19 protein-coding genes are annotated in these 18,716 nt (G+C 71.7%); 9 read left to right on the forward strand and 10 right to left on the reverse strand.

Annotation, left to right across the window (positions count from 1 at the left end; genetic code table 11):
• The first annotated feature begins 92 nt into the window (after nucleotides 1–92).
• The 5 genes from E6W39_RS36315 to E6W39_RS36335 all read left to right on the forward strand — a co-directional run bounded on the left by E6W39_RS36315 (nucleotide 93) and on the right by E6W39_RS36335 (nucleotide 3,810).
• Nucleotides 93–746 (forward strand): class I SAM-dependent methyltransferase, encoded by a 654-nt coding sequence (locus tag E6W39_RS36315; RefSeq protein ID WP_141637077.1) that lies wholly within the window; start codon nucleotides 93–95, stop codon nucleotides 744–746.
• A 35-nt stretch (nucleotides 747–781) separates the two neighbouring features.
• Nucleotides 782–1,498 carry a YqcI/YcgG family protein gene (locus E6W39_RS36320; protein ID WP_181799607.1) on the forward strand — a complete coding sequence of 239 codons (717 nt, stop codon included), beginning with the start codon at nucleotides 782–784 and terminating at the stop codon, nucleotides 1,496–1,498.
• Nucleotides 1,425–1,976: a non-canonical purine NTP pyrophosphatase gene (locus E6W39_RS36325; protein WP_141637079.1), complete on the forward strand. Its 552-nt coding sequence runs from the start codon at nucleotides 1,425–1,427 to the stop codon at nucleotides 1,974–1,976. The genes E6W39_RS36320 and E6W39_RS36325 overlap by 74 nt, the downstream gene beginning before the upstream one ends.
• A gap of 137 nt (nucleotides 1,977–2,113) precedes the next feature.
• Nucleotides 2,114–2,644, forward strand: coding sequence for an LOG family protein (locus E6W39_RS36330; RefSeq protein ID WP_141637080.1), 531 nt, complete (start codon nucleotides 2,114–2,116; stop codon nucleotides 2,642–2,644).
• Entirely contained in the window at nucleotides 2,644–3,810 is a 1,167-nt protein-coding gene (locus tag E6W39_RS36335) for a GNAT family N-acetyltransferase (RefSeq protein ID WP_141637081.1), read from the forward strand. The genes E6W39_RS36330 and E6W39_RS36335 overlap by 1 nt, the downstream gene beginning before the upstream one ends.
• Nucleotides 3,811–3,904: 94 nt before the next feature.
• Here the strand turns inward: E6W39_RS36335 and E6W39_RS36340 are convergent, their stop codons facing one another.
• The 3 genes from E6W39_RS36340 to E6W39_RS36350 all read right to left on the reverse strand — a co-directional run bounded on the left by E6W39_RS36340 (nucleotide 3,905) and on the right by E6W39_RS36350 (nucleotide 6,467).
• The gene (locus E6W39_RS36340) at nucleotides 3,905–5,101 is read right to left on the reverse strand and encodes a M20 metallopeptidase family protein (RefSeq protein ID WP_141637082.1); all 1,197 of its coding nucleotides are present in this window, start codon (nucleotides 5,099–5,101) and stop codon (nucleotides 3,905–3,907) included.
• Nucleotides 5,102–5,170: 69 nt separating this feature from the next.
• Nucleotides 5,171–5,824, reverse strand: coding sequence for a GNAT family N-acetyltransferase (locus E6W39_RS36345; protein WP_141637083.1), 654 nt, complete (start codon nucleotides 5,822–5,824; stop codon nucleotides 5,171–5,173).
• A 40-nt stretch (nucleotides 5,825–5,864) separates the two neighbouring features.
• On the reverse strand, nucleotides 5,865–6,467 hold the full coding sequence (locus E6W39_RS36350) for a TetR/AcrR family transcriptional regulator (protein ID WP_141637084.1): 603 nt from the start codon (nucleotides 6,465–6,467) through the stop codon (nucleotides 5,865–5,867).
• Between the two features lie 120 nt (nucleotides 6,468–6,587).
• On the opposite strand from E6W39_RS36350, the gene E6W39_RS36355 reads away from it, so the two are divergent.
• Nucleotides 6,588–7,739 carry an FAD-dependent monooxygenase gene (locus E6W39_RS36355; RefSeq protein WP_141637085.1) on the forward strand — a complete coding sequence of 384 codons (1,152 nt, stop codon included), beginning with the start codon at nucleotides 6,588–6,590 and terminating at the stop codon, nucleotides 7,737–7,739.
• On the opposite strand, the gene E6W39_RS36360 is transcribed toward E6W39_RS36355, so the two are convergent.
• The 3 genes from E6W39_RS36360 to E6W39_RS36370 are packed head-to-tail and all read right to left on the reverse strand — an operon-like array spanning nucleotide 7,730 to nucleotide 10,181.
• A complete protein-coding gene (locus E6W39_RS36360; protein WP_141637086.1) occupies nucleotides 7,730–7,987 on the reverse strand; it encodes a hypothetical protein in 258 nt (85 codons plus the stop codon). The two genes, E6W39_RS36355 and E6W39_RS36360, sit on opposite strands and share 10 nt — an antisense overlap.
• Nucleotides 7,984–9,321: a vWA domain-containing protein gene (locus tag E6W39_RS36365; RefSeq protein WP_141637087.1), complete on the reverse strand. Its 1,338-nt coding sequence runs from the start codon at nucleotides 9,319–9,321 to the stop codon at nucleotides 7,984–7,986. Before E6W39_RS36365 ends, E6W39_RS36360 begins: the two co-directional genes overlap by 4 nt.
• Nucleotides 9,318–10,181 carry an AAA family ATPase gene (locus E6W39_RS36370; protein WP_141637088.1) on the reverse strand — a complete coding sequence of 288 codons (864 nt, stop codon included), beginning with the start codon at nucleotides 10,179–10,181 and terminating at the stop codon, nucleotides 9,318–9,320. Before E6W39_RS36370 ends, E6W39_RS36365 begins: the two co-directional genes overlap by 4 nt.
• A 161-nt stretch (nucleotides 10,182–10,342) precedes the next feature.
• Here E6W39_RS36370 and E6W39_RS36375 point away from each other — a divergent pair, with 161 nt between their 5' ends.
• Entirely contained in the window at nucleotides 10,343–11,545 is a 1,203-nt protein-coding gene (locus tag E6W39_RS36375) for an ROK family transcriptional regulator (protein WP_141637089.1), read from the forward strand.
• Here E6W39_RS36375 and E6W39_RS36380 read toward each other — a convergent pair.
• A complete protein-coding gene (locus E6W39_RS36380; protein ID WP_228718558.1) occupies nucleotides 11,531–12,958 on the reverse strand; it encodes an APC family permease in 1,428 nt (475 codons plus the stop codon). The genes E6W39_RS36375 and E6W39_RS36380 overlap by 15 nt on opposite strands.
• A gap of 226 nt (nucleotides 12,959–13,184) precedes the next feature.
• Here E6W39_RS36380 and E6W39_RS36385 point away from each other — a divergent pair, with 226 nt between their 5' ends.
• Complete coding sequence (locus E6W39_RS36385; protein ID WP_141637090.1) at nucleotides 13,185–14,306, forward strand: TIGR03364 family FAD-dependent oxidoreductase; 1,122 nt, start codon at nucleotides 13,185–13,187, stop codon at nucleotides 14,304–14,306.
• Nucleotides 14,307–14,440: 134 nt separating this feature from the next.
• On the opposite strand, the gene E6W39_RS36390 is transcribed toward E6W39_RS36385, so the two are convergent.
• Complete coding sequence (locus E6W39_RS36390; protein ID WP_141638169.1) at nucleotides 14,441–14,935, reverse strand: DUF4188 domain-containing protein; 495 nt, start codon at nucleotides 14,933–14,935, stop codon at nucleotides 14,441–14,443.
• Between the two features lie 123 nt (nucleotides 14,936–15,058).
• On the opposite strand from E6W39_RS36390, the gene E6W39_RS36395 reads away from it, so the two are divergent.
• A complete protein-coding gene (locus tag E6W39_RS36395) occupies nucleotides 15,059–15,700 on the forward strand; it encodes a MerR family transcriptional regulator (protein WP_141638170.1) in 642 nt (213 codons plus the stop codon).
• Between the two features lie 71 nt (nucleotides 15,701–15,771).
• Here the strand turns inward: E6W39_RS36395 and E6W39_RS36400 are convergent, their stop codons facing one another.
• Together E6W39_RS36400 and E6W39_RS36405 are read right to left on the reverse strand one after the other, a co-directional pair.
• Nucleotides 15,772–16,524 (reverse strand): G1 family glutamic endopeptidase, encoded by a 753-nt coding sequence (locus E6W39_RS36400; RefSeq protein WP_181799609.1) that lies wholly within the window; start codon nucleotides 16,522–16,524, stop codon nucleotides 15,772–15,774.
• A 250-nt stretch (nucleotides 16,525–16,774) separates the two neighbouring features.
• The gene (locus tag E6W39_RS36405; RefSeq protein ID WP_141637091.1) at nucleotides 16,775–18,223 is read right to left on the reverse strand and encodes an RICIN domain-containing protein; all 1,449 of its coding nucleotides are present in this window, start codon (nucleotides 18,221–18,223) and stop codon (nucleotides 16,775–16,777) included.
• Between the last annotated feature and the right edge of the window lie 493 nt (nucleotides 18,224–18,716).

The following is an 18,716-nucleotide window of genomic DNA, read 5'->3' on the forward strand; positions in this document are numbered from 1 at the left end:
GACCCGAGCCACCCGCTGACCTCCGGTCCTGAGCCACCACCTGACATCCCTTCGCACCAAACCCTCACAGCGACAAGGATCCAGGAGCATTCATGAAGACTTCCAGCCTCTGGGGAGCCCCGCCCTCCCGCTACTACAGCCTGCTGCGCAAGGTGGCGGCAAACGCCGGCGTCGAGCACCCCACCATGGCGGTACTCGGCTGCGCAGACGGCAAGTTCGTGCTGCCGGCCGCCCGGCGCGGCTTCAAGGTGTGGGCCATCGACATCGACGAGGTCACGCTGTTCGGCGGCGTGAAGAAGGACACGTCCGGCGAGGTGCCGGTTCCCGGACTCGCGAACCGGGTCAAGGCCGAGGGGTTCGAGGACTCCGTCGAGATCGTGCACGGCGACTTCATGGCGGTGCGCCCCGACCGCACCTTCGACTGCGTCTTCACCAGCGGCGCGCTGCAGTACTCCAACAACCTCGACCACACCCTCGCCGAGATGGTCGACGCCGTCGGGGACTGCGTGAAGCCCGGCGGCCTGCTCTACATCGACTACATGCTGCCGTACGAGGAGAAGTACCAGGGGCGGCCCACCTGTCCGGAAGCGCCCTGGTGGCAGGAGTACTTCAAGAGCCGGCCCCGGTGGGACGTGAAGTACAACCGCGCGATGCCGCCCACCCTGGACAAGGCCCACCTCGACTACCCGGTGGACCACTACCACCAGTGGGGCCACGTCCTGGCCAGGCTCACCCCGGGGTCGTGATGGCCGGCCGGCCGACGACGTCCGGGGCTCGTGCGGTGGCCGCGCTGGCGCCCCTGATCGCCGGCACCCAGTGCCCGTTCGCCGTGCGCGCCCAGCTGCGCGGCGCACCCGAGTTCAATCCGCGCCTGTCGTTACGCGATAACGTGGAGCAGTCCGTCGCGGAGCTGGTCCGGTTCACCCGGGACGCTGCGACGGAGCTGCTGGACGGGTTCGTGTTGGCGTTTCCGGTCCGTTATGTGGGAGCGGATCTGCCCGACCTCGGTCGGCTGACCAGAACGCTGGTGGAGGTTCTGATGGCTCATGACCCCGTCCGACCGAGCCGGTTCCACCGTGCGGAGGTCACCGGAGCGCGATGGCGCCTCAACTTCGCCGGCGTCGACTACTTCGCGCCCGTCTTCTCGCCGGTCTACGGCTCGCGGCACAGCAGGAGCACCCACGGCGTCACCGACACCGTGTTCGTCCTGATGCAGCCGGACAGTTCGTTCCACGCGCGGCTGCATCCCCGGGGCGACCGCATCAGGGAGAACATCCGCAGCAGGTTCGAGCAGGCAGAATGCGGCTATCCGCTCTACCAGTTGGAGGCGCACAAGTTCGTGCTGCCGCACCGCGTCCAGGACGAGCCGCTCCGCTGGTACGACATCGAGATCCATGAAAAGGAACGGAGAACACTGCCCCGTCATGCGCAGGGTACTACTCGCAAGTCAGAACTCCATCAAGTTCGAAGAAGTCGCGCACATTATTCCTGGTGTTGAGCGACTGGCCGTCGAGCTGACGGAGGTCCAGGCGACGGACGTCCGGGTCGTCGTCGAGGACAAACTCGATCAGGTGGCCCGGCTCGGGTTCGAGGAGCCGGTCATCGTCGAGGACACCGGGCTGCACTTGGAGGCCTGGAACGGCCTGCCGGGCGCGTTGGTGAAGTGGTTCGTCACCGACCTCGGGGTGCCGCGGTTCCAGGAGATCGTCGCCGCCTCGGGGAACGCCCGGGCCCGCGCGACCAGCGCGGTCGGCGTCATCTGGGGCCGGGAGCGCTGCAGTTGGACCGGTGACCTGGACGGCAGGATCGTCGAAGGCCGCGGTGACCTCGGGGGCTGGACGCCGATGTTCGAGGTCGCCGACACCGGGCGGACGCTGGCCGAACTGCCGCTGGCCGACCGGCTGCTGTGGACCATGCGCCGCGAGCCGCTGCAGCATGCGCTCAAATGGCTCGCGGAGCGCGGATACCAGGCCTGAGCCGGTTGCCGAAATCCCCCTTCCGGTTTTGCCGGAAGGGGGCCCGGCATGCCGTGTTTTTCACCGGCTGACGATTCATCAGAACCAGTTGCACGAAAGGCTGTTACGGACTTCGTAGGCGTGCTAGGGTCGCCGCCATGAATATCTGTGTATTTCTCTCGGCGGCAATTCCGGATCAGAAATACATCGAGCCCGCGCGGGAGTTCGCGCGGCTTCTCGGGCGGTCCGGCCACACCCTCGTCTGGGGCGGTTCCGACGTCGGACTGATGAAGATCGTCGCGGACGAAGTCGAGTCCGCCGGCGGCAAACTGTCGGGGGTGTCCGTCAACTTCCTGGCCCATGTGGTCCGTCCGGGCGTCGACGACATGGTGATCACCGAGAACCTCAGCGAGCGCAAGACGCTGCTGCTGGAGAAGGCCGATGCCGTGGTGGTCCTGGTGGGCGGGACGGGCACCCTCGACGAGGCCACCGACCTGCTCGAACTGCGCAAGCACGAACGGTCCCAGAAGCCGCTGGTCTTCCTGAACACCGACGGTTTCTACGACGGGCTGATCACCCAGTTCCGCCGGATGGAGGCGGAAGGCTTCCTCCCGCTCCCGCTCGATCGAATCGTCTCCTTCGCCCAGACACCGCAGGAGGCCCTGGACCGCGCGGTGGCGGGCGACTGATGGAGATCCAGCCGGCGAGCGGGATAGCCGACGTCGAAGCCGACTGGCTGGCGGTCGCGGACAGCCTCTACGCCCTGCCGAACTGGCTGAAGACCGCCGAGACCCGCGACGGGGGGCGGCGGCTCTATGCGCTCTCCTTTGACGGCGGCAAGGCGACCGGAGCGCTGGCGGCGTACCCCGTGCACGCCGACAGCTGGGTCTTCAACAACCCGGTCGCCCTGCTCACCGGGGGCTCGGCCGAGTTCACGGCCTTCCTCGACGCCGGCGAACAGGACGCGCTCCAGCGGGCCCAGGAGCAGCTCGGGGCCGCGGCCGACGAGCTGTTCCCCACGCTGGCGTCGTTCCTCCCCAGCGGCTACCGCCCCGGCGTCCTCCGCTCGCCCGCCGCGGACGCCAGGACCACCGAGGCGCTGCTCGACCACCTGGAGGAGACCGCGGCGCGCGACGGGCAGCGCACCGTGGCGGTGATGCACGTCCCCGAGGACGACCAGGAGCTGCGCGGCCGCCTGCGGGCCCGTGGCTACCTGCCGTTCGTCGCCGTCGGCGACTGCGAACTGGCCACGCCCTGGCGGGACTTCGACGGCTACCTGGCCGCCCTGCCCAGCCCGCGCCGCAACCGGGTGCGCCGGGAGATCCGCGGCTTCGCGGAGTCGGGCGCGCAACTGCGGGAGGGCTCCATCGAGGCGATGGGGGATCGCCACGCGGAACTCCACGCCGGCCATCTGCGCCGCTACGGCCACCGCACCGGCATCGCCGACTCGCTGAACCTGCTCAAGGGCATGCGGGAGAACCCCACCGGCCGGGGGCGAGTGCTGGAGGCCTGGCGCGCGGGCGAGTTGGTCGGCTTCGTGGTGGCCTATGAGTTCAACGGCCGGCTGCATCCCAAGATGATCGGTGTCGCCGAGGGCGAACGCGCCGCCTTCGGCTACTTCAACATCACCTACTACGGCCTGATCCGGCTCGCGGTGGCCGAGGGTCTGCGGGCGATCGGCTTCGGCCCGGAGGCCTACGAGGCGAAGGCGCTGCGCGGCTGCGCCCTCCAGCGGTTGGTGTGCCACCTGCGCGTCCCCCAGAGCCACCGCCAAGTGGCGGCTGTGGCAGCCGAGATCATCGATCGTGCCCAGCGTCGCCGACTGGACTCCTTCCAGTGGGCAGCTTCCCGCTGACGAGGATCTACCCCTCGGTGTCCTGGAAGCACAGCTGACCCTCGGTCACCGACGGGGCGGGCCTGGGAGCAGGCCCGCTTCGTCGTGCGAACCGTCAGGTCAGCGGGTTGAGCGCGAGCGCGGCCAGCAGCGCCGCGCCGTCGGCGAGCACCGACTCGTCGAAGGCGGCCTCGGGGGAGTGGTTGTAGGGCGCGGTGGCCAGGTCGCGCCCGGGCAGCAGGGCACCCAGGAAGAAGTAGGCGCCGGGCACCTGCTGCAGCACGTAGGAGAAGTCCTCGGAGCCCGCCTGCGGGTGCTCGACCTCGGTCAGCCGGTCGTCGCCGAGCAGGGTGCGCACGGTCTCGGCGACCCGGTCCGCGTGCCGCGGGTGGTTGGCGGTGACCGGGTAGCCCTGGTGGTACTCCACGTCGGCGGTCAGCCCGTGCGCCGCCGCGACACCGTGCACCACCGGCGGCAGCACCGCCATCGCCCGCTCCCGCGCGGCTGGGGAGAAGGTGCGCACGATGGCGGTGAACCGCGCCTCGTCCGGGATCACATTGGGCACCTCGCCGGCGTGGAAGGTGCCGACGGTGACCACCACCGGGTCGAAGATCGAGAAGGACCGGGTGACCGCCGTCTGCAGCGCCGTCACCGCCTCGCAGGCGGCCGGCAGCGGGTCGAGCGCGGCGTGCGGGGCAGAGCCGTGCCCGCCGCGCCCGCGCACCACCACCCGCAGCTGGTCGGCCGCCGCCATCGCGGTGCCGCGCAGCACCGCGACCTGCCCGCCTGGCAGTCGGCTGGAGAAGACGTGCAGGGCGTAGGCGGCGGCGACCGGGCGGTCCTCGCCGGCGGCGGTGAGCACCCCTTCGTCGATCATCAGCTGGGCGCCGCCGTCGGTCTCCTCGGCGGGCTGGAACATGAAGACCACGTCGCCCGGCAGCTCGGCCCGCCGCTCGGCGAGCAGCCGGACGGCGCCCACCAGGATGGCCATGTGCAGGTCGTGCCCGCAGGCGTGCATCCGGCCGGGGATCGACGAGACCGGACCGCCGGGCTGCGGGCGCTCCGGCACCGGCAGCGCGTCCATGTCGGCGCGCAGCAGCACCGTCGGTCCGTCACCGGCCCCCCGGAGCACGGCGGTCACCGAGTCCAGCTCGCGGCCGCGGGTCACCTCCAGCGGCAGGCCGTCCAGCGCGGCCAGCAGCAGCCGCTGGGTGCGGGGCAGCCGCAGGCCCAGTTCGGGCACGGCGTGCAGGTCGCGGCGCAGGGCGATCAGGTCGGGTTGCAGGGCGGCGGCACTCTCCCGCAGGTCCATTCGTCGTCTCCCTGGGGTTGACGGTATCGGCTGGCTTCCAGCCTGCCACCGGAGGCGGCCGTTGGACCGTCAGGCAGGCTGCGGCAGGCCGAAGAGCGGCAGGCAGCGGTCCAGGCCGTCGATCGCCACCGGGGTGGTGCGGTGCCGCTCCCAGGCGGCGCGATCGATCCGCAGCCGGGTGTTGGCCACGCGGTCGCCGCGCACCACGTGGTGCTCCACGCCGTCCTCGCGGTAGCCGAGCTTGCGGGAGACGGCGCGCGAGGCGTGGTTGTAGGCCATGGCGCCGGAGGTCGCCTCCAGCGCACCCAGGCCGGTGAAGGCCAACTCCAGCACGGCGGCCCGCATTTCGGTGCCCACCCCCTGGCCGTGGTGCCGCAGGCCGAGCCAGGAGCCGCTGCTGACCTCGCGCCGCACGGCGAAGTCGCGGCCGGTGACGGCCTGCAGGCCCAGCACCTCGCCGTCCCGGAACACGGCGAGGGTGAGCGCCCAGTCCTGCGGCGTCCAGGTGCCCCGGCGCAGCCAGTGGTGCTGGACGACGGAGCGGGCCCGCTCGGCGGGCGGCAGGTCGGTCCAGGGCACCAGGAAGGGCATCCGTTCGGGCTCGTGGACGCCCTCGGCGGCGAGGTCGGCGAGCAGGGCGAGCTCGTCCTCGGTGGGCAGCCGCAGTTCGAGGCGGGGTGTGGTCAGGCGCAGGCCCAGCAGGGGCCAGTGGTCACTCAGCATGACGGAATTGTGGTGAGCCGCCGGGCCGGTCGTCATCCGGTTATTCCGGATCCCCTTGCTGCGAGCCGTCGCCGTCCAGGGTGGCGCGGATGGCGGGGGCGAGCCGGGCGACCAGCTGATCGGGCGTCAGCGCGGCGATGGCGGGCAGCCGGATCAGGTAGCGGCTCAGCGCCAGGCCGAGCAGCTGGGCGGCCAGCACCCCGGCCATCCGCGCGGCCGTCTCGGGGCCGATCGCGGCGGCCAGCGAGGGCGCCACCTGCCGGGCGAAGACCTCGTGCAGGCGCTCGGCGGCCCGCTCGTTGGTGACGGCTGAGCGCAGCGTGATCAGCAGCGGATCGTCGGCCGCCGCACCCTCCCAGCGCTCCAGGAAGTGGCGCACCACCGCCTCGGCCAGTTCGGCCCGCGGCACCGCCGTGTAGTCGGGCATCTGCAGGTCGATGGCGAGGGCGGTGTCGAAGAGCTGCTCCTTGCTGCCGAAGTAGCGCATCACCATCGAGGGGTCGATGCCCGCGTCCGCCGCGACGGCTCGGATGGTGGTCCGCTCGTAGCCGTGGGCGGCGAAACGCTCGCGAGCGCTGCGCAGGATGGCCGCCCGGGTGGTGTCCGCGGAGCGGCGCGGGGACGTCTGGTGTTCCTGAATCATGCTGCCACCATATGCCAACGCTTGTTGGCCAACATCCGTTGACATGCCGTCGCCGTCGGAGGATCGTTGTCAACGAGCGTTGGCCAACAAGCGTTGGCATCAACCGAAGGGGGCACCACCATGACCAGCACCGCACGCTTCGAGGCGGCATTTCCCGAGACCACCACCGTGGCCATCGTGGGTGCGGGCCCGAGCGGTCTCACCCTCGCCATCACCCTCGCCGAGGCGGGCATCGACTTCGTGCTGCTCGACAAGCTCGCCGAGGGCGCCAACACCTCGCGGGCCGGAGTGGTGCATGCCCGCACCCTGGAGGTGCTGGAGCAGCTCGGGACGGCCGAGCAGCTGATCGACACCGGGCTGCGGCTTAACCGGTTCGCGGTCCGCGACGGCGCCCGCCCGCTGGTGCAGCTGTCGTTCGCCGGCCTGCCGACCAAGTACCCGTTCGCGCTGCTCACCCCGCAGTCCACCACCGAGCGGGTGCTGCGCGAGCGGCTGGAGGCGCTGGGCGGCACGGTGCACCGTCCCTACCAGGTGGCCGACTTGGCGCAGGACGCGGACGGGGTCGTCCTGACCATGAGCACCGGGGAGCGGCTTCGGGCGGCCTACGCGGTCGGCGCCGACGGGATGCACAGCACGGTCCGGGAGGCCGCCGGGATCGGGTTCACCGGCGGCAGCTACGACGAGTCCTTCGTGCTCGCCGACGTCCGGATGGACTGGGCGCCGGGCGCCGAAGAAGTCAGCCTGACCCTCGGCGGGGACGGGGTCTTCGTGGTCGCCCCGCTGCCCGGTGACGGCTACCGGGTGGTCGCGGTGGTCGACCAGGCCCGGGCCCAGGCCGCGCCCGACCTGGAGACCGTGCGGCGGCTGGTCGAGGAGCGGGCGCCCGGCCAGGCCGTGGTGCACGAGGTGCGCTGGTCCTCGCGGTTCCGGGTGCACCACCGGGTGGCCGACCGGTACCGGGCCGGTCGCGTCTTCGTGATCGGGGACGCCGCCCATGTGCACAGCCCCGTGGGCGGGCAGGGCATGAACACCGGTATGCAGGACGGCTATGCGCTCGGCCGGGCCTTCGCCACCGGCGACCTGGACGGCTACGAGGTGCGGCGCCGGCCGGTCGCGCAGCGGGTGGTGGCCTTCACCGACCGGATGACCCGGATCGCCACCGCCACCGGCGCCGGCCGCCACCTGCGCAACGCGGTGCTGCCGGTGCTGGGCCGCACCCCGGCCTTCCGGCGGCGGATGGCCTACGAGATCGCGGAGTTGAGCTACCGCTGAGCGGGTGTCACGGTGCCGCTCAACCCGTCCCAGCTGACGGTGAGCTCGGCACCGTGGAACTCCCGCCCCAGCCGGGCCAGCATCGCCTCGGCGGCGCGCCTGGCCTGGTCGGGGTCGGCGTCGTCGGGCAAGTCGCCGAGCCTGCCGCAGATGAAGCCGCCGCCCTCGGGCGTGATGCTGTGCCGCCACTCGCCGCGAGCGCGCAGCAGGGTGATCCGGACGGGCAGGCGCGGTTGGAAGGCGCTCATACCGGCAGCAGCCTCTCGATCAGTGCGCCCAGTTGGCGCGCGTTGCGGCACGGGTGCATGGGGACGACCGAGGCGTAGGGGGTGGCCGCCGAGTCGCCGCTGTCCCAGAGCGAGGGCGGCTCCGGGTTGAGCCAGAAGACCCGGCGGGCCCGGGCGGCGATCAGGCGCAGGGCGGGCAGGTTGGGGTCACGGCGGTTGGTGCGGGCGTCGCCGAGGATCAACACCGAGGTGCGCGGGCCGACCGCGTCCAGCCAGCGATCGGCGAACTCGCCCAGCGCCGTGCCGTAGTCGCTGTTGGTGTGCAGCCCCATCACCTGGGCCTCGGTGAGGATCCGCTGCGCCGAGGAGCCGAGCGCCGGGCTGATCAGCTCCGTCACCTCGGCCATCCGGTTGACGAACCCGAACACCCGCACCCGGCTGAACTCCGCGCGCAGCGCCTGCACCAGCAGCATGGTGAAGTCGGCGAACCCGGCCACCGAACCCGAGATGTCGCACAGCAGCACCAACTCCGGGCGCTGCGGCCGCCGGTGGCGGTACGCCGGGCGCAGCGGCACCCCGCCGGTGGAGAGCGAGCGGCGCAGCGTGCGGCGCAGGTCGATCTCGCCGTGCGAGGCGCGGCGGCGGCGGGCGGCCAGCCGGGTGGCCAGCTTGCGGGAGAGCGGGCGGACGGCGCGGCGCAGCTCGGTGAGTTGGTCCCGTCCCGCATACAGGAAGTCGATCTGGTCGACGGTGGGCGCCACCGCGCGGCGGGCGATCCGGTCGGTGCCGCGCAGTTCGGCGATCCGGCGGCGGGCGTCGGTGCCGACCATGCCGCGGAACGCCTGGATCCGGCGGCGGATCTCGTCCGCCTCCAGCCGCTCGGTGAAGTCGGGCGCGCTGTCGCGGTCCGCGCGCAGGGCGGCCAGTACGCGGGCCAGCAGGATCTGCGGGCGCAGCCGGTCCAGGGTCTGGGAGGCCGAATAGCCGTCCGAAGCGGGGGAGTTGCCGTAGCGGCCGAGCGCCTGCACCGCCTCGGCGGCAAGCAGAGCCATCGCTGCCTGGTCGTTGGCGGTGAGCGCGGCGGCCAACCGGTCGCGCAGCTCGGCGACTTCGGTGGAGGGAGTCTCCAACGCCCCCACCCGGAGGGGGAAGTAGAGGTCGAAGGTGGCATCGAAGACGGCCCGTTGCTGCTCACCGCGCAGCAGCGCTGCGGCCAGGCCCTCGCGCAGCCGCTCCCGGTGCGCCAGGCCCAGCACCTCGACCACCGCCGCCGCGTCCACGGTCTCGCTCGGGCCCACCCGCAGCCCGTTCGCCCGCAGCGCCTGCACGAAGGCGGTCAGCCGCTCGGCGATCACGCGAGCGCCAACTTCTCGGTGGCGCGCCCGATGTCCTCCTGGTGCTTGAGCAGCACGCCGAGGGTGGCCCGCACCACGGCGTCGTCCAGGGTGTCGGCCCCGAGCGCCAGCAGGGTGCGGGCCCAGTCGACGGTCTCCGCCACCGAGGGATGCTTGCGCAGCTCCATGGCACGCAGCGCGCCGACCACCGAGACCACCGACGCGGCCAGCGCGGCATCCAGCCCCGGCACCCGCAGTCGGACGATCCGCTCTTCCAACTCGGCGTCCGGGAAGTCCAGGTGGAGGAAGAGGCAGCGGCGGCGCAGCGCCTCGGAGAGCTCCCGGGTGGCGTTGGAGGTGAGCACCACGAACGGCCGGCGCTCGGCGGTGACGGTGCCCAACTCGGGGATGGTCACCTGGAAGTCGCTGAGCACCTCCAGCAACAGGCCCTCGACCTCGACATCGGCCTTGTCGGTCTCGTCGATCAGCAGCACGGTCGGCTCGCTGCCGCGGATCGCGGTGAGCAGCGGGCGCGGCAGCAGGAACTCCTCGCTGAAGATGTCGGTGCGGGCCCGGTCCCAGGTCTCGTCGCGCCCGGCGGTGATCCGCAGCAACTGCTTGGCGTGGTTCCACTCGTAGAGCGCCCGGGCCTCGTCGACGCCCTCGTAGCACTGCAGCCGCACCAGCCGGGCGTCGGCCACGGCGGCCACCGCCTTGGCGAGTTCGGTCTTGCCGACGCCCGCCGGGCCCTCGACCAGCAGCGGCTTGCCCAGCCGGTCGGCCAGGAACACCGTGGTGGCGACCGCCGTGGAGGCCAGGTAGCCGGCCTCGGCCAGTCGCGTCGTGACCTCGTCCACCGAGGTGAAGAACCCAGTCGTCATGCCGTCAACTCCCACCCGTCGAGTCTGCCGCGGCTCAGCTTAGCCGCGGGACCGGCCAGAGGTTACTGCCCGGTAGCCGATTGCGGTCTCACCTTCCGCCACCCGCCTGCATAGAGTGGGCCGTCGCACCCCAGCGACGTTGACGGCCCGGAGGTTTGTGGATGGACGCCCGCCCGGTGACGCTGCCCGGTCCGGAGGGCGGCCCGGGGCAGAGCCAGCCGTGGAACCGGCAGCGGTTGCGCAGCAACAACGAGTGGCTGCTGCTGGAGCGGCTGCGCACCGCCGGGCCGGTGTCGCGGGCCCAACTCGCACGCGACACCGGGCTGTCCAAGCCGACCGTGTCGGCCGCGCTGGCCGTGCTGGAGCAGGTCGGGCTGGTGCGGGAGGCCGGGCGGCTGACGCCGGAGCGCGGCCGGGTGGCGGTGCTCTACGAGCCGGACCCGGCCGCCGGGCACGTGCTCGGGGTGGACATCGGGCGGGCCCGGCTGCGGGTGGCGGTCGCCGACCTGTCGGGGCGGATCACGGCCCGGCGGGACGTGCCCAACCGGGGCCGCAGCGCCAACGCGGTGGCCGACGCCGTGGTGGCCGCCGCCCAGGAGGCGATCGCCGAGGCGGGCCTGGCACCCGGCGAGGTGGTGCACGCGGCGGTCGGCTCGCCCGGCGTCTGGGACGAGTCGCAGCAGCGGGTGCACTACGCCACCAAGCTGCCCGGCTGGGGGCGGCGCGGGCTGTTCGAGCGGATCGAGGCGGGTCTCGGCACCCGGATCAGCGTGCACAACGACGCCAACCTGGCCGCCCTCGGCGAGTACGCCGGCGGGGCCGGAACCGGCAGCCGGGTCTTCGTCTACCTGCTGATCGGCTCCGGGCTCGGCATGGGCGTGGTGGTGAACGGTGAGATCCAGCAGGGCGCGCACGGTGCCGCCGGGGAGATCGGGTTCCTGCCGCTGCCGGGGAGCGGCGTCAACCTGGAGCAGGCGGCGGCCGCCGAGTCGGTGGTGCGCGAGGCCAGGGCGGCGGGGATGACCGGGCCGCTGACCGCCAAGCGGGTCTTCGCGGCGGCCCGGGCCGGTGACGCCCGGGCGATGGCGGCGGTGCTCCGCGAGTCCGAGCAACTGGCCTTCTCGGTGGCGGTGGTGGCGGCCGTACTGGACCCCGACCTGGTGGTGCTGGGCGGCGGCCTCGGCAATGGCGCCGATCTGCTGCTCACCCCGGTGGAGCAGGCCCTGCACCGCCTCACCCCACTGCGGCCCCGGCTGGCCGGGAGCCTACTGGGGGACGAGGCGGTGCTGCGCGGCGCGTTGGCGACGGCGCTCGGCACCGCCCGGCCCGAGGTCTTCGAAACCCTGACCTCAAACCTGAGCTGACTGAACGTCAGCTTGCCGGTACTCCTCGCGGATCTCCTGCGGGCCGAACGGCCAGACCCGCTCCACCTTGGACCAGATCAGGAAGGCCAGCACCCCGGCCGCCACCCAGGCCAGCGACCATTCGATCGGGTGGTAGCCCGGCGCGTTCCGGTCGGCATAGCCGTAGACGACCAGCCAGCCGATCGCGGCCACGATGCCCGGCACCGGGTAGAGCCACATCCGGTACGGGCGCGGCAGGTCGGGCTGGCGCCGGCGCAGCACGGTCACGGCCAGGATCTGGGCGAAGGCCTGGACGATCACCATCACCGTGGTGAGCAGGTTGATCAGGGTGTTGAGGTCGGTGTGCCGCCCGATCAGGAAGCCGACCGCGGTGACCGCGCCCATGGTGAGCAGGCCGAGCACCGGAAACTCGTGCCTGGCGTGCAACTTGGCGTAGGAGCGGAAGAACACCCGGTCCCGGGCCGCGTCATAGGGCACCCGGGAGCCGCCGAGCAGCCCGGTCAGCACCGAGGCGAACGCGGTGACCAGGATCAGCACGGTGACCACGTCGGCAACCCTGGTGCCCCAGGCCAGTTTCAGCACGGCGGAGGCGACCGACTTGGAGGCCACCGAGTTCTTGTCCAGCATGTCCTGCCAGTTGATCGCGCCCAACACCCCGATCTGCAGCAGCAGGTAGATCACCATGATGCCGAGGATCGAGTAGACGATGGAGCGCGGCAGCACCTTGCCGGGCTGCTTGACCTCGGCGCCCAGATAGGCGGTGGTGTTGTAGCCGAGGTAGTCGTAGATGCCGATGGTGAGGCCGGCGGCGAAGCCCAGCCAGAACTGACCGTGCGTCAACTCGACTGCGTGCGCTGGCCAGGTGAAAGCCCGGGTGGCGGAGAAGCGGCTGTAGGAGGCGATCAGCACGGCGGCCACGGCGACGATCATCACGCCCCACATCGCGGTGGCCAGCCTGGCGATCCGGTCAACCTTGCGCCACAGCAGCAGGACCACCGCCACCACCGTGGCCAGGCCCACCAGATCGCCCTGGGTCTTCGTCATCTCCGGCCACAGGAAGCCTAGGTACTGCACGAAGCCGACCACGCCGGTGGACATGATCAGCGGGATGAAGAGCATCGCGGTCCAGACGAACAGGAACGGCATCAACCGCCCGCTGCGGTACTGGAAGGCCTCGCGGAGGTAGACGTAGGAGCCGCCGGCTCCCGGGAGCGAGGCGCCGAGCTCGGCCCAGACCAGCCCGTCCACCAGGGCCAGCACCGCGCCGGCGATCCAGCCGATGATCGCCTGCGGGCCGCCGAACGCGGCGACCATCAGCGGAATGGTGACGAACGGCCCGATGCCGCACATCTGGCTCATGTTGATCGCGGTGGCCTGGAAGAGGCCGATCCGCCTGCTGAGGGTGCCGGACACGGGCAACTCCGTGGGGTGGAGGGGCAGGTGGGGGTGTCGCGGGGTGGACCATAAGTTAGGTTTCCTAACTTGCCCCGTCAAGACCCGGGGTGGCGGATGGGCCCGGTACCGCGACGTCCGGCTGAGTTCACTCGAAGTTCACCGCCCGTGCGCCGGGTCATCCGGGGGCTGCTCTTATGTTTCCCCGTGGAGTAAGTTGTCCATACAACTCAGGGATGGGAGCAACGTGAGCAGCACGCTGGACTCGGCCGATGCGGTGATCGTCGGCGCCGGTATCGTCGGCCTGGCGCATGCCTTCGAGGCGGTGGAGCGTGGCCTGACGGTTGCCGTGGTGGAGCGCAACGACCGGGCGGTCGGCGCCTCGGTGCGCAACTTCGGTCACGCCTGCGCGACCGGGCTGGACGGCGACGGGCTCCGCTACGGCCTGGCGGCGCGGTCACGCTGGCTGCGGCTGGCCGAGGAGGCCGGCTTCTGGGCCCGGCGCACCGGCACCGCGATGGTCGCCAGGGCCGCCGACGAGCTCGCCGTGCTCACCGAGTTCGCCGAGCTGCGCGGCGCCGACCAGGTCCGGCTGCTCACCCCCGCCGAGCTGGCCGAGTACGTGCCGACCGGCCCCGGAGTGCTCGGCGGCGCGCTCTTCCCCGACGACCTGCGGGTCGACCAGCGCGACGCCGTCGGCGCCATCGCCCGCTACCTCGCCGGGCGGGGCGTGCGCTTCCACTGGGCCACCGCCGCGCACGGCGTGGACACCGGCACCGTGCGCACCAGCCGGGGCGAGGTGCACGCCGACACCGTGATCATGGCCACCGGGCACGACGTCGACCGGCACTTCCCCGAGCTGGCCGACCGGGCCCGGATCAAGCGCTGCGTGCTGCGGATGCTGCGGGTCGCCAACCCGTTCGGCGACCGCGTGATCGAACCGGCCGTGCAGACCGGCTTCTCGCTGCTGCGCTACGACGGCTTCGGTGCCTGCCCCAGCCTGGCGGCGGTGCGCGAGCGGCTCACCCGCGAGCAGCCGGAGCTGGTCGGCATCGGTCTCAACCTGATGTTCACCCAGCGCCCCGACGGCACCCTCACCATCGGCGACACCCACGCCTACGACACCACCCCCGAGTTCTTCGACGAGGAGCGGCTTGACGCCGCCGTGCTCGGCGCGACCGCCGGCCTGCTCGGCGTCGACCGCCTCGACGTCCTGGAGCGCTGGCGCGGCGTCTACGCCTCCGGCACCGAGTCGTTCCTGATCGCCGAGCCGGTCAAGGGCGTGCACGTCGTCTCGGTCACCTCGGGCGTGGGGATGACCACGGCGCTCGGCCTGGGCGCGGAGGTGCTGGCGAGCATCGCGGGCTGAGCAACGACGCGGTCCGCCGACCGGCCGAACTCGGCCGGGCGGCGGGCTTTTTCGCGCAGGCCTCTCGCGCAGGCTTTTTCGCGTGGGCCTTGTCACGCAGGCCTTGTCATGCAGGCTTTTTCACGCGGGCCCTTTCAGGTCGTCCGCTCCCAGTCGAGGCGCTCCTGCGCGGTGGCGCCGCGGCGGGCGATCGGGAGCACACCGGTCGCGGCGGCCAGGCCGTAGGGCGGCATGTCGCCGTAGATGGACTCGTAGTTGCCCGCCGGCACGAGGTAGGTCTCGTGCCAGATCCCCACGTGCCGACCGGACTTGCGCTCCATCCGGTTGGCCGTTGCCCAGGCCTTGCGGTGCAGGCGCGCGGGGTCGATGGCGTACTTCAGCAGCTGCTCCTTGGACCGCCAGTACTGCACCACGAAGTAGGTGCGCGGGGAGCCGGTCAGCAACTGGTAGCCCAGCAGGCCGCTCTGCTCGTCGGCGCGGAGCTCGCGCAGCATCCGGGGCATCGCCGTCAGCACCGGCAGCCAGTGGTGCGGTGCCCAGAAGTGGTTGATCCGCATGCCGATCAGGAAGACGACGAGGTCGCCTTCGGCGGCTGCGGTGGTGCGTCCGCCATTCGGTTTGGCGAACATCGTCGGTTTGGCGAACATCGGCTGCCCCCATGGCCCGTGGTGTCGGCGCGTGGCGCCCGTGACTGGAGCGCCGAGCCCGTCCATGATGGGATAGTGGCACTAACCAATGAGGGGCACAAGAGGATGCGCTTGGCCGAGCTGAGCGAGGCGAGTCAGGTCTCCATCGCGACCATCAAGTACTACCTGCGCGAAGGGCTGTTGGCGCCGGGACGGCGGGTCAACGCCACCCAGGCCGAATACGACGAGTCGCACCTGCGCCGATTGCGGCTGGTGCGCGCGATGATCCAGGTCGGGCGGATCCCGGTGGCCACGGTGCGCGAGGTGCTGCGGCAGGTCGACGACGACTCGCTGGGCCGCAGCATCCGGCTCGGCGCCGCGCTCTGGGCGCTGCCGACGGCCGAGGACCCCGATCCGGCCGATCCCCAAGTGCGCGGCGCCACGGCCGAGGTCGACCGGATGCTCGCCGAAGTGGGCTGGGAGCATGCCGCCAAGCTCGGCCAACTCTCGCCGGTCTACAGGGAGTTGGTTGGCGTAGTGGCCTCGCTCGGGCGGCTCGGCTACCCCCTGGACGCGGCCGAACTGGCGCCCTACGCCCGGCTGATGGAGCAGACCGCGACGCACGACCTGGACCGGATGGAGCAGCAGGACGGCGAGGTGGCGCAGGTGGAGGCCGCGGTCGCCGCCGCGGTGCTGTTCGAGCCGGTGCTGCGCTGCCTGCGCCGGCTCGCCCAGGAACAGGAGGCCATCCGCCGGTACGGGTTGTAGGTGCATGCCGGGCCGCAGTTGTGTGCCGGGCCGCCTCACGAGGGAGGCGGCCCGGAAGGAGTGACGATGCGTCAGTAGCGCGGGGTGGTCGTCAGCGGCGCCGTGGCGTGGTGGTGTCGGGCCGGCGCGGCACCAGACGGCACGATGGAGAACGAACCGCCCTGCAGCGCCGTCTCGGTGTACTGGCCGCTGTCGATGGCCTGCGGGCCGACGGCGTCGAAGGACTGCCCGTTGACCGTGACGTTGGAGAAGTCCAGCTGGTTGAAGGACGGGTAGCTCTGGGTCGGCGACTCGATGACCGCCTCGGCGCTGACGTCCTGGCCGTCCAGCTGCTGCTGGGTGCTCTCGGTCCAGCCCAGGGTGTTGTCGGTCAGCGAGATGGTGTACGTGCCGGAGCCGTCGGTGGTCACCGAGCCGGTGAAGCTGTCACCCGAGTTGACCTGGTCGTTGAAGTAGACCGGCGCTGCGGGGTACATCTCGTACCAGGCGGAGAGGACCGGCGAGCCGCTGGAGCAGTCGACCTGCACGCCGGTCTGCTCCACGGTCTGCGAGCCGTAGCCGTCGATGCCGACCCAGGGCGCGAACAGGTCGTTGCTGGTGTTGCAGGTCACCTGCGGCATGGTCCAGGAGCCAGAGATGGACTGGAAGTTGCTGCCGGTGGCGACATAGCCGCCCCAGTTGCTGCCGCCGGCGAACCCGGTGGTGTGCTGACCGAACGCCGGGTGGGCGGTGGACGCGGCGAGCGCCGGGGTGGTGGCGGCGACGGAGGCCGCGAGGGCGAGGGCGGCCGCAGCGGTGGCGGCCCGCAGACGAGTGTGGGACATCGTCGAACTCCCTGGATGTCGTGGGGGACTGACGACACCCCAGGCCGGTTGTGGGGTGGCCCGGGGTGCCGAAGGTGTCGACCAGCCTGAAGTCTGGGAGGACGCTGGGAGAAGGGATGGCGGGCTACCGGAATACGACATGGCGGGAACCTGTCAGCGGATCCGGCGGACACCCGGCTGGTGACCTCGCCACCTGCGAGAGCCGGGTGGCGCGGTGCGGTGCCACCCAGCTCACGTAGTGCGGCAGTTGCTACTGCGTCAGGGTCCAGTTCTGGTGGCTGTCGCCGGTGCACGCCCACTCGCCGAGCACCGAGCCGAGGGCGTTGGCGGTCAGGCAGCCGTTGTCATTGGCGATGATCCGGTAGGTGCCGTCGCCGTTCGGGGTGACCCGCCAGTGCTGCTCGGGGCTGTTGCCGTAGGTCCACAGCTGGGCGAAGTAGCTGGTGCCGTCGACCACCGTGGAGCGGTTGGTGTTGGCGTCCAGCGAACTGGTGGAGGAGAGCAGCGGCTGGAACCAGTAGCTGCCGTCCGGCTGCTGGATCAGGTTCCAGTGCTGTGCCTGCGGGTAGCCCGGGTTGGGGGTGTAGGCCTTGACCCGGGTGCCGTCGGCGGGGTTGGCGTTGTCCATGTCGGCGACCCAGCCGGTGGCCGGGTTGGTCAGCAGCACATTGCTGGTCGGCAGGCCCGGGCCCGGCACCGGCTCGCCGAGCTTGCAGCCGCCGGCCCGGTTGGACCAGAGCGGCTGGGCGGCGAAGGTGCCGCTGGGCAGCGAGAGGTTGCCCAGGCCCTGCCAGGCGCACTTGTCGCCGATCTCGCCGTCGGTGGCGGTCCAGCCGGAGCCGACCACGAAGTCGGTGACGGTCTCGGCGTACTCGTGACCCTCGACGATGCCGAAGCCGTCCAGGTAGCCGTTGGCTCCGTTGACCGCGCCGGTGCCGCAGTTGCCGTCCGGCTGGTAGGGCAGGTTGGTGTAGGCGATGTTGCCGTACTGGGTGTTGGCATCGCTGTGCCAGGCGCAGAAGCCGCCGCTGTTCGGGAACCCGCCAGGGTGGGTGCCCGAGGGGCTGACCACCACGTACTGGGCGTTGGCGTTGGAGCCCGCGTCGGTGTTGCCGAAGTAGGCAGCCGCGCGGCCGGCCTCGTTGGCCAGGTCGCCCCCGGAGGCGTTGGCCGGTGCCGCCGAGCCGTTGTCCATCCAGATGCCCGCGTAGACCGGGCCGCTCTCGCTGATGTGCGCGGCATTGTCCGGGCAGCTGGTGCTGCCACTGGCGACACCGTTGCAGTACTGCGTCATGACGGCGGACCAGGTGTCGTTGGCGGTGCCGAGGCCCTGGAACATGCGGGTCAGGTAGTCCGGAACGTTGTGGGTGTCGCTGTTCCACTGTGAGCCCCAGAAGACAAGATAGACCTTGGGGTTGGTGGAGACGCCCTGTGCGCCGCCCTGGAAGGTCAGCGGTGCCCCGGCGTTGGCGGTCTGCGGTGCGGCCGCCCGGCTGCCGCGCTGCGGCACCTTGCCCGCGATCGGGCCGAGCCGGTCGACCCGCACCTTGGCCGGCACCGCGGCGGCGTTGCCACCGCTCTTGGCGGGGACCGGCGCTACCGCGGTCGACGGCGTGGCCGCGGTCGCCGCCTGCGTGCCGGCGAGCAGCACGGCGCAGAGCGCACCGGCCAGCCCGCCGATCCTGCGCGAAACGCGCATGGTGGAACCTCTCTCGCAACAGCCGCCGGCCACTCCGGCGGCGGGTACGAGCACCGTAGGAGCGGCCGATCGACAGCGCGTCGACGGTTCGTCAGAGCGCCGTTCAGCGATCGCTCATCGCGCCTGGATTCCGAGCCGGTCGGCGGAAGCGGCGCCGACGCCCGAGCTGAAGCGGCGGCAGGCGTGGCACCCCGGGAGAACTGGCGCCGCATCAACTCCTCGCTCTGCAAGGCGGCGTGCGTGAACAGCATCACCGGGCGCAGATCCGCGCGCGGCTCGGGAACCGCGCGGGCCGGCTCGCCGCCGTCGCCAGGACGGCTCGTCAGCGGGGGTGTACTCGCGCAGGGTGTAGGTGCTGTCCAGCATGGTGATCCTCACGGTGCTCGGGTGTCTGGGGACGCGGAGGCATGGTGGTTGGATCACGTCCGTCACCCTGCGCGACTGTGGCGCAGGCTCAACGAGGTTTCGGGTCGCCCGGGGCGCTGATCGCCGC

Source organism: Kitasatospora acidiphila, from assembly GCF_006636205.1.
Lineage (GTDB): Bacteria > Actinomycetota > Actinomycetes > Streptomycetales > Streptomycetaceae > Kitasatospora > Kitasatospora acidiphila.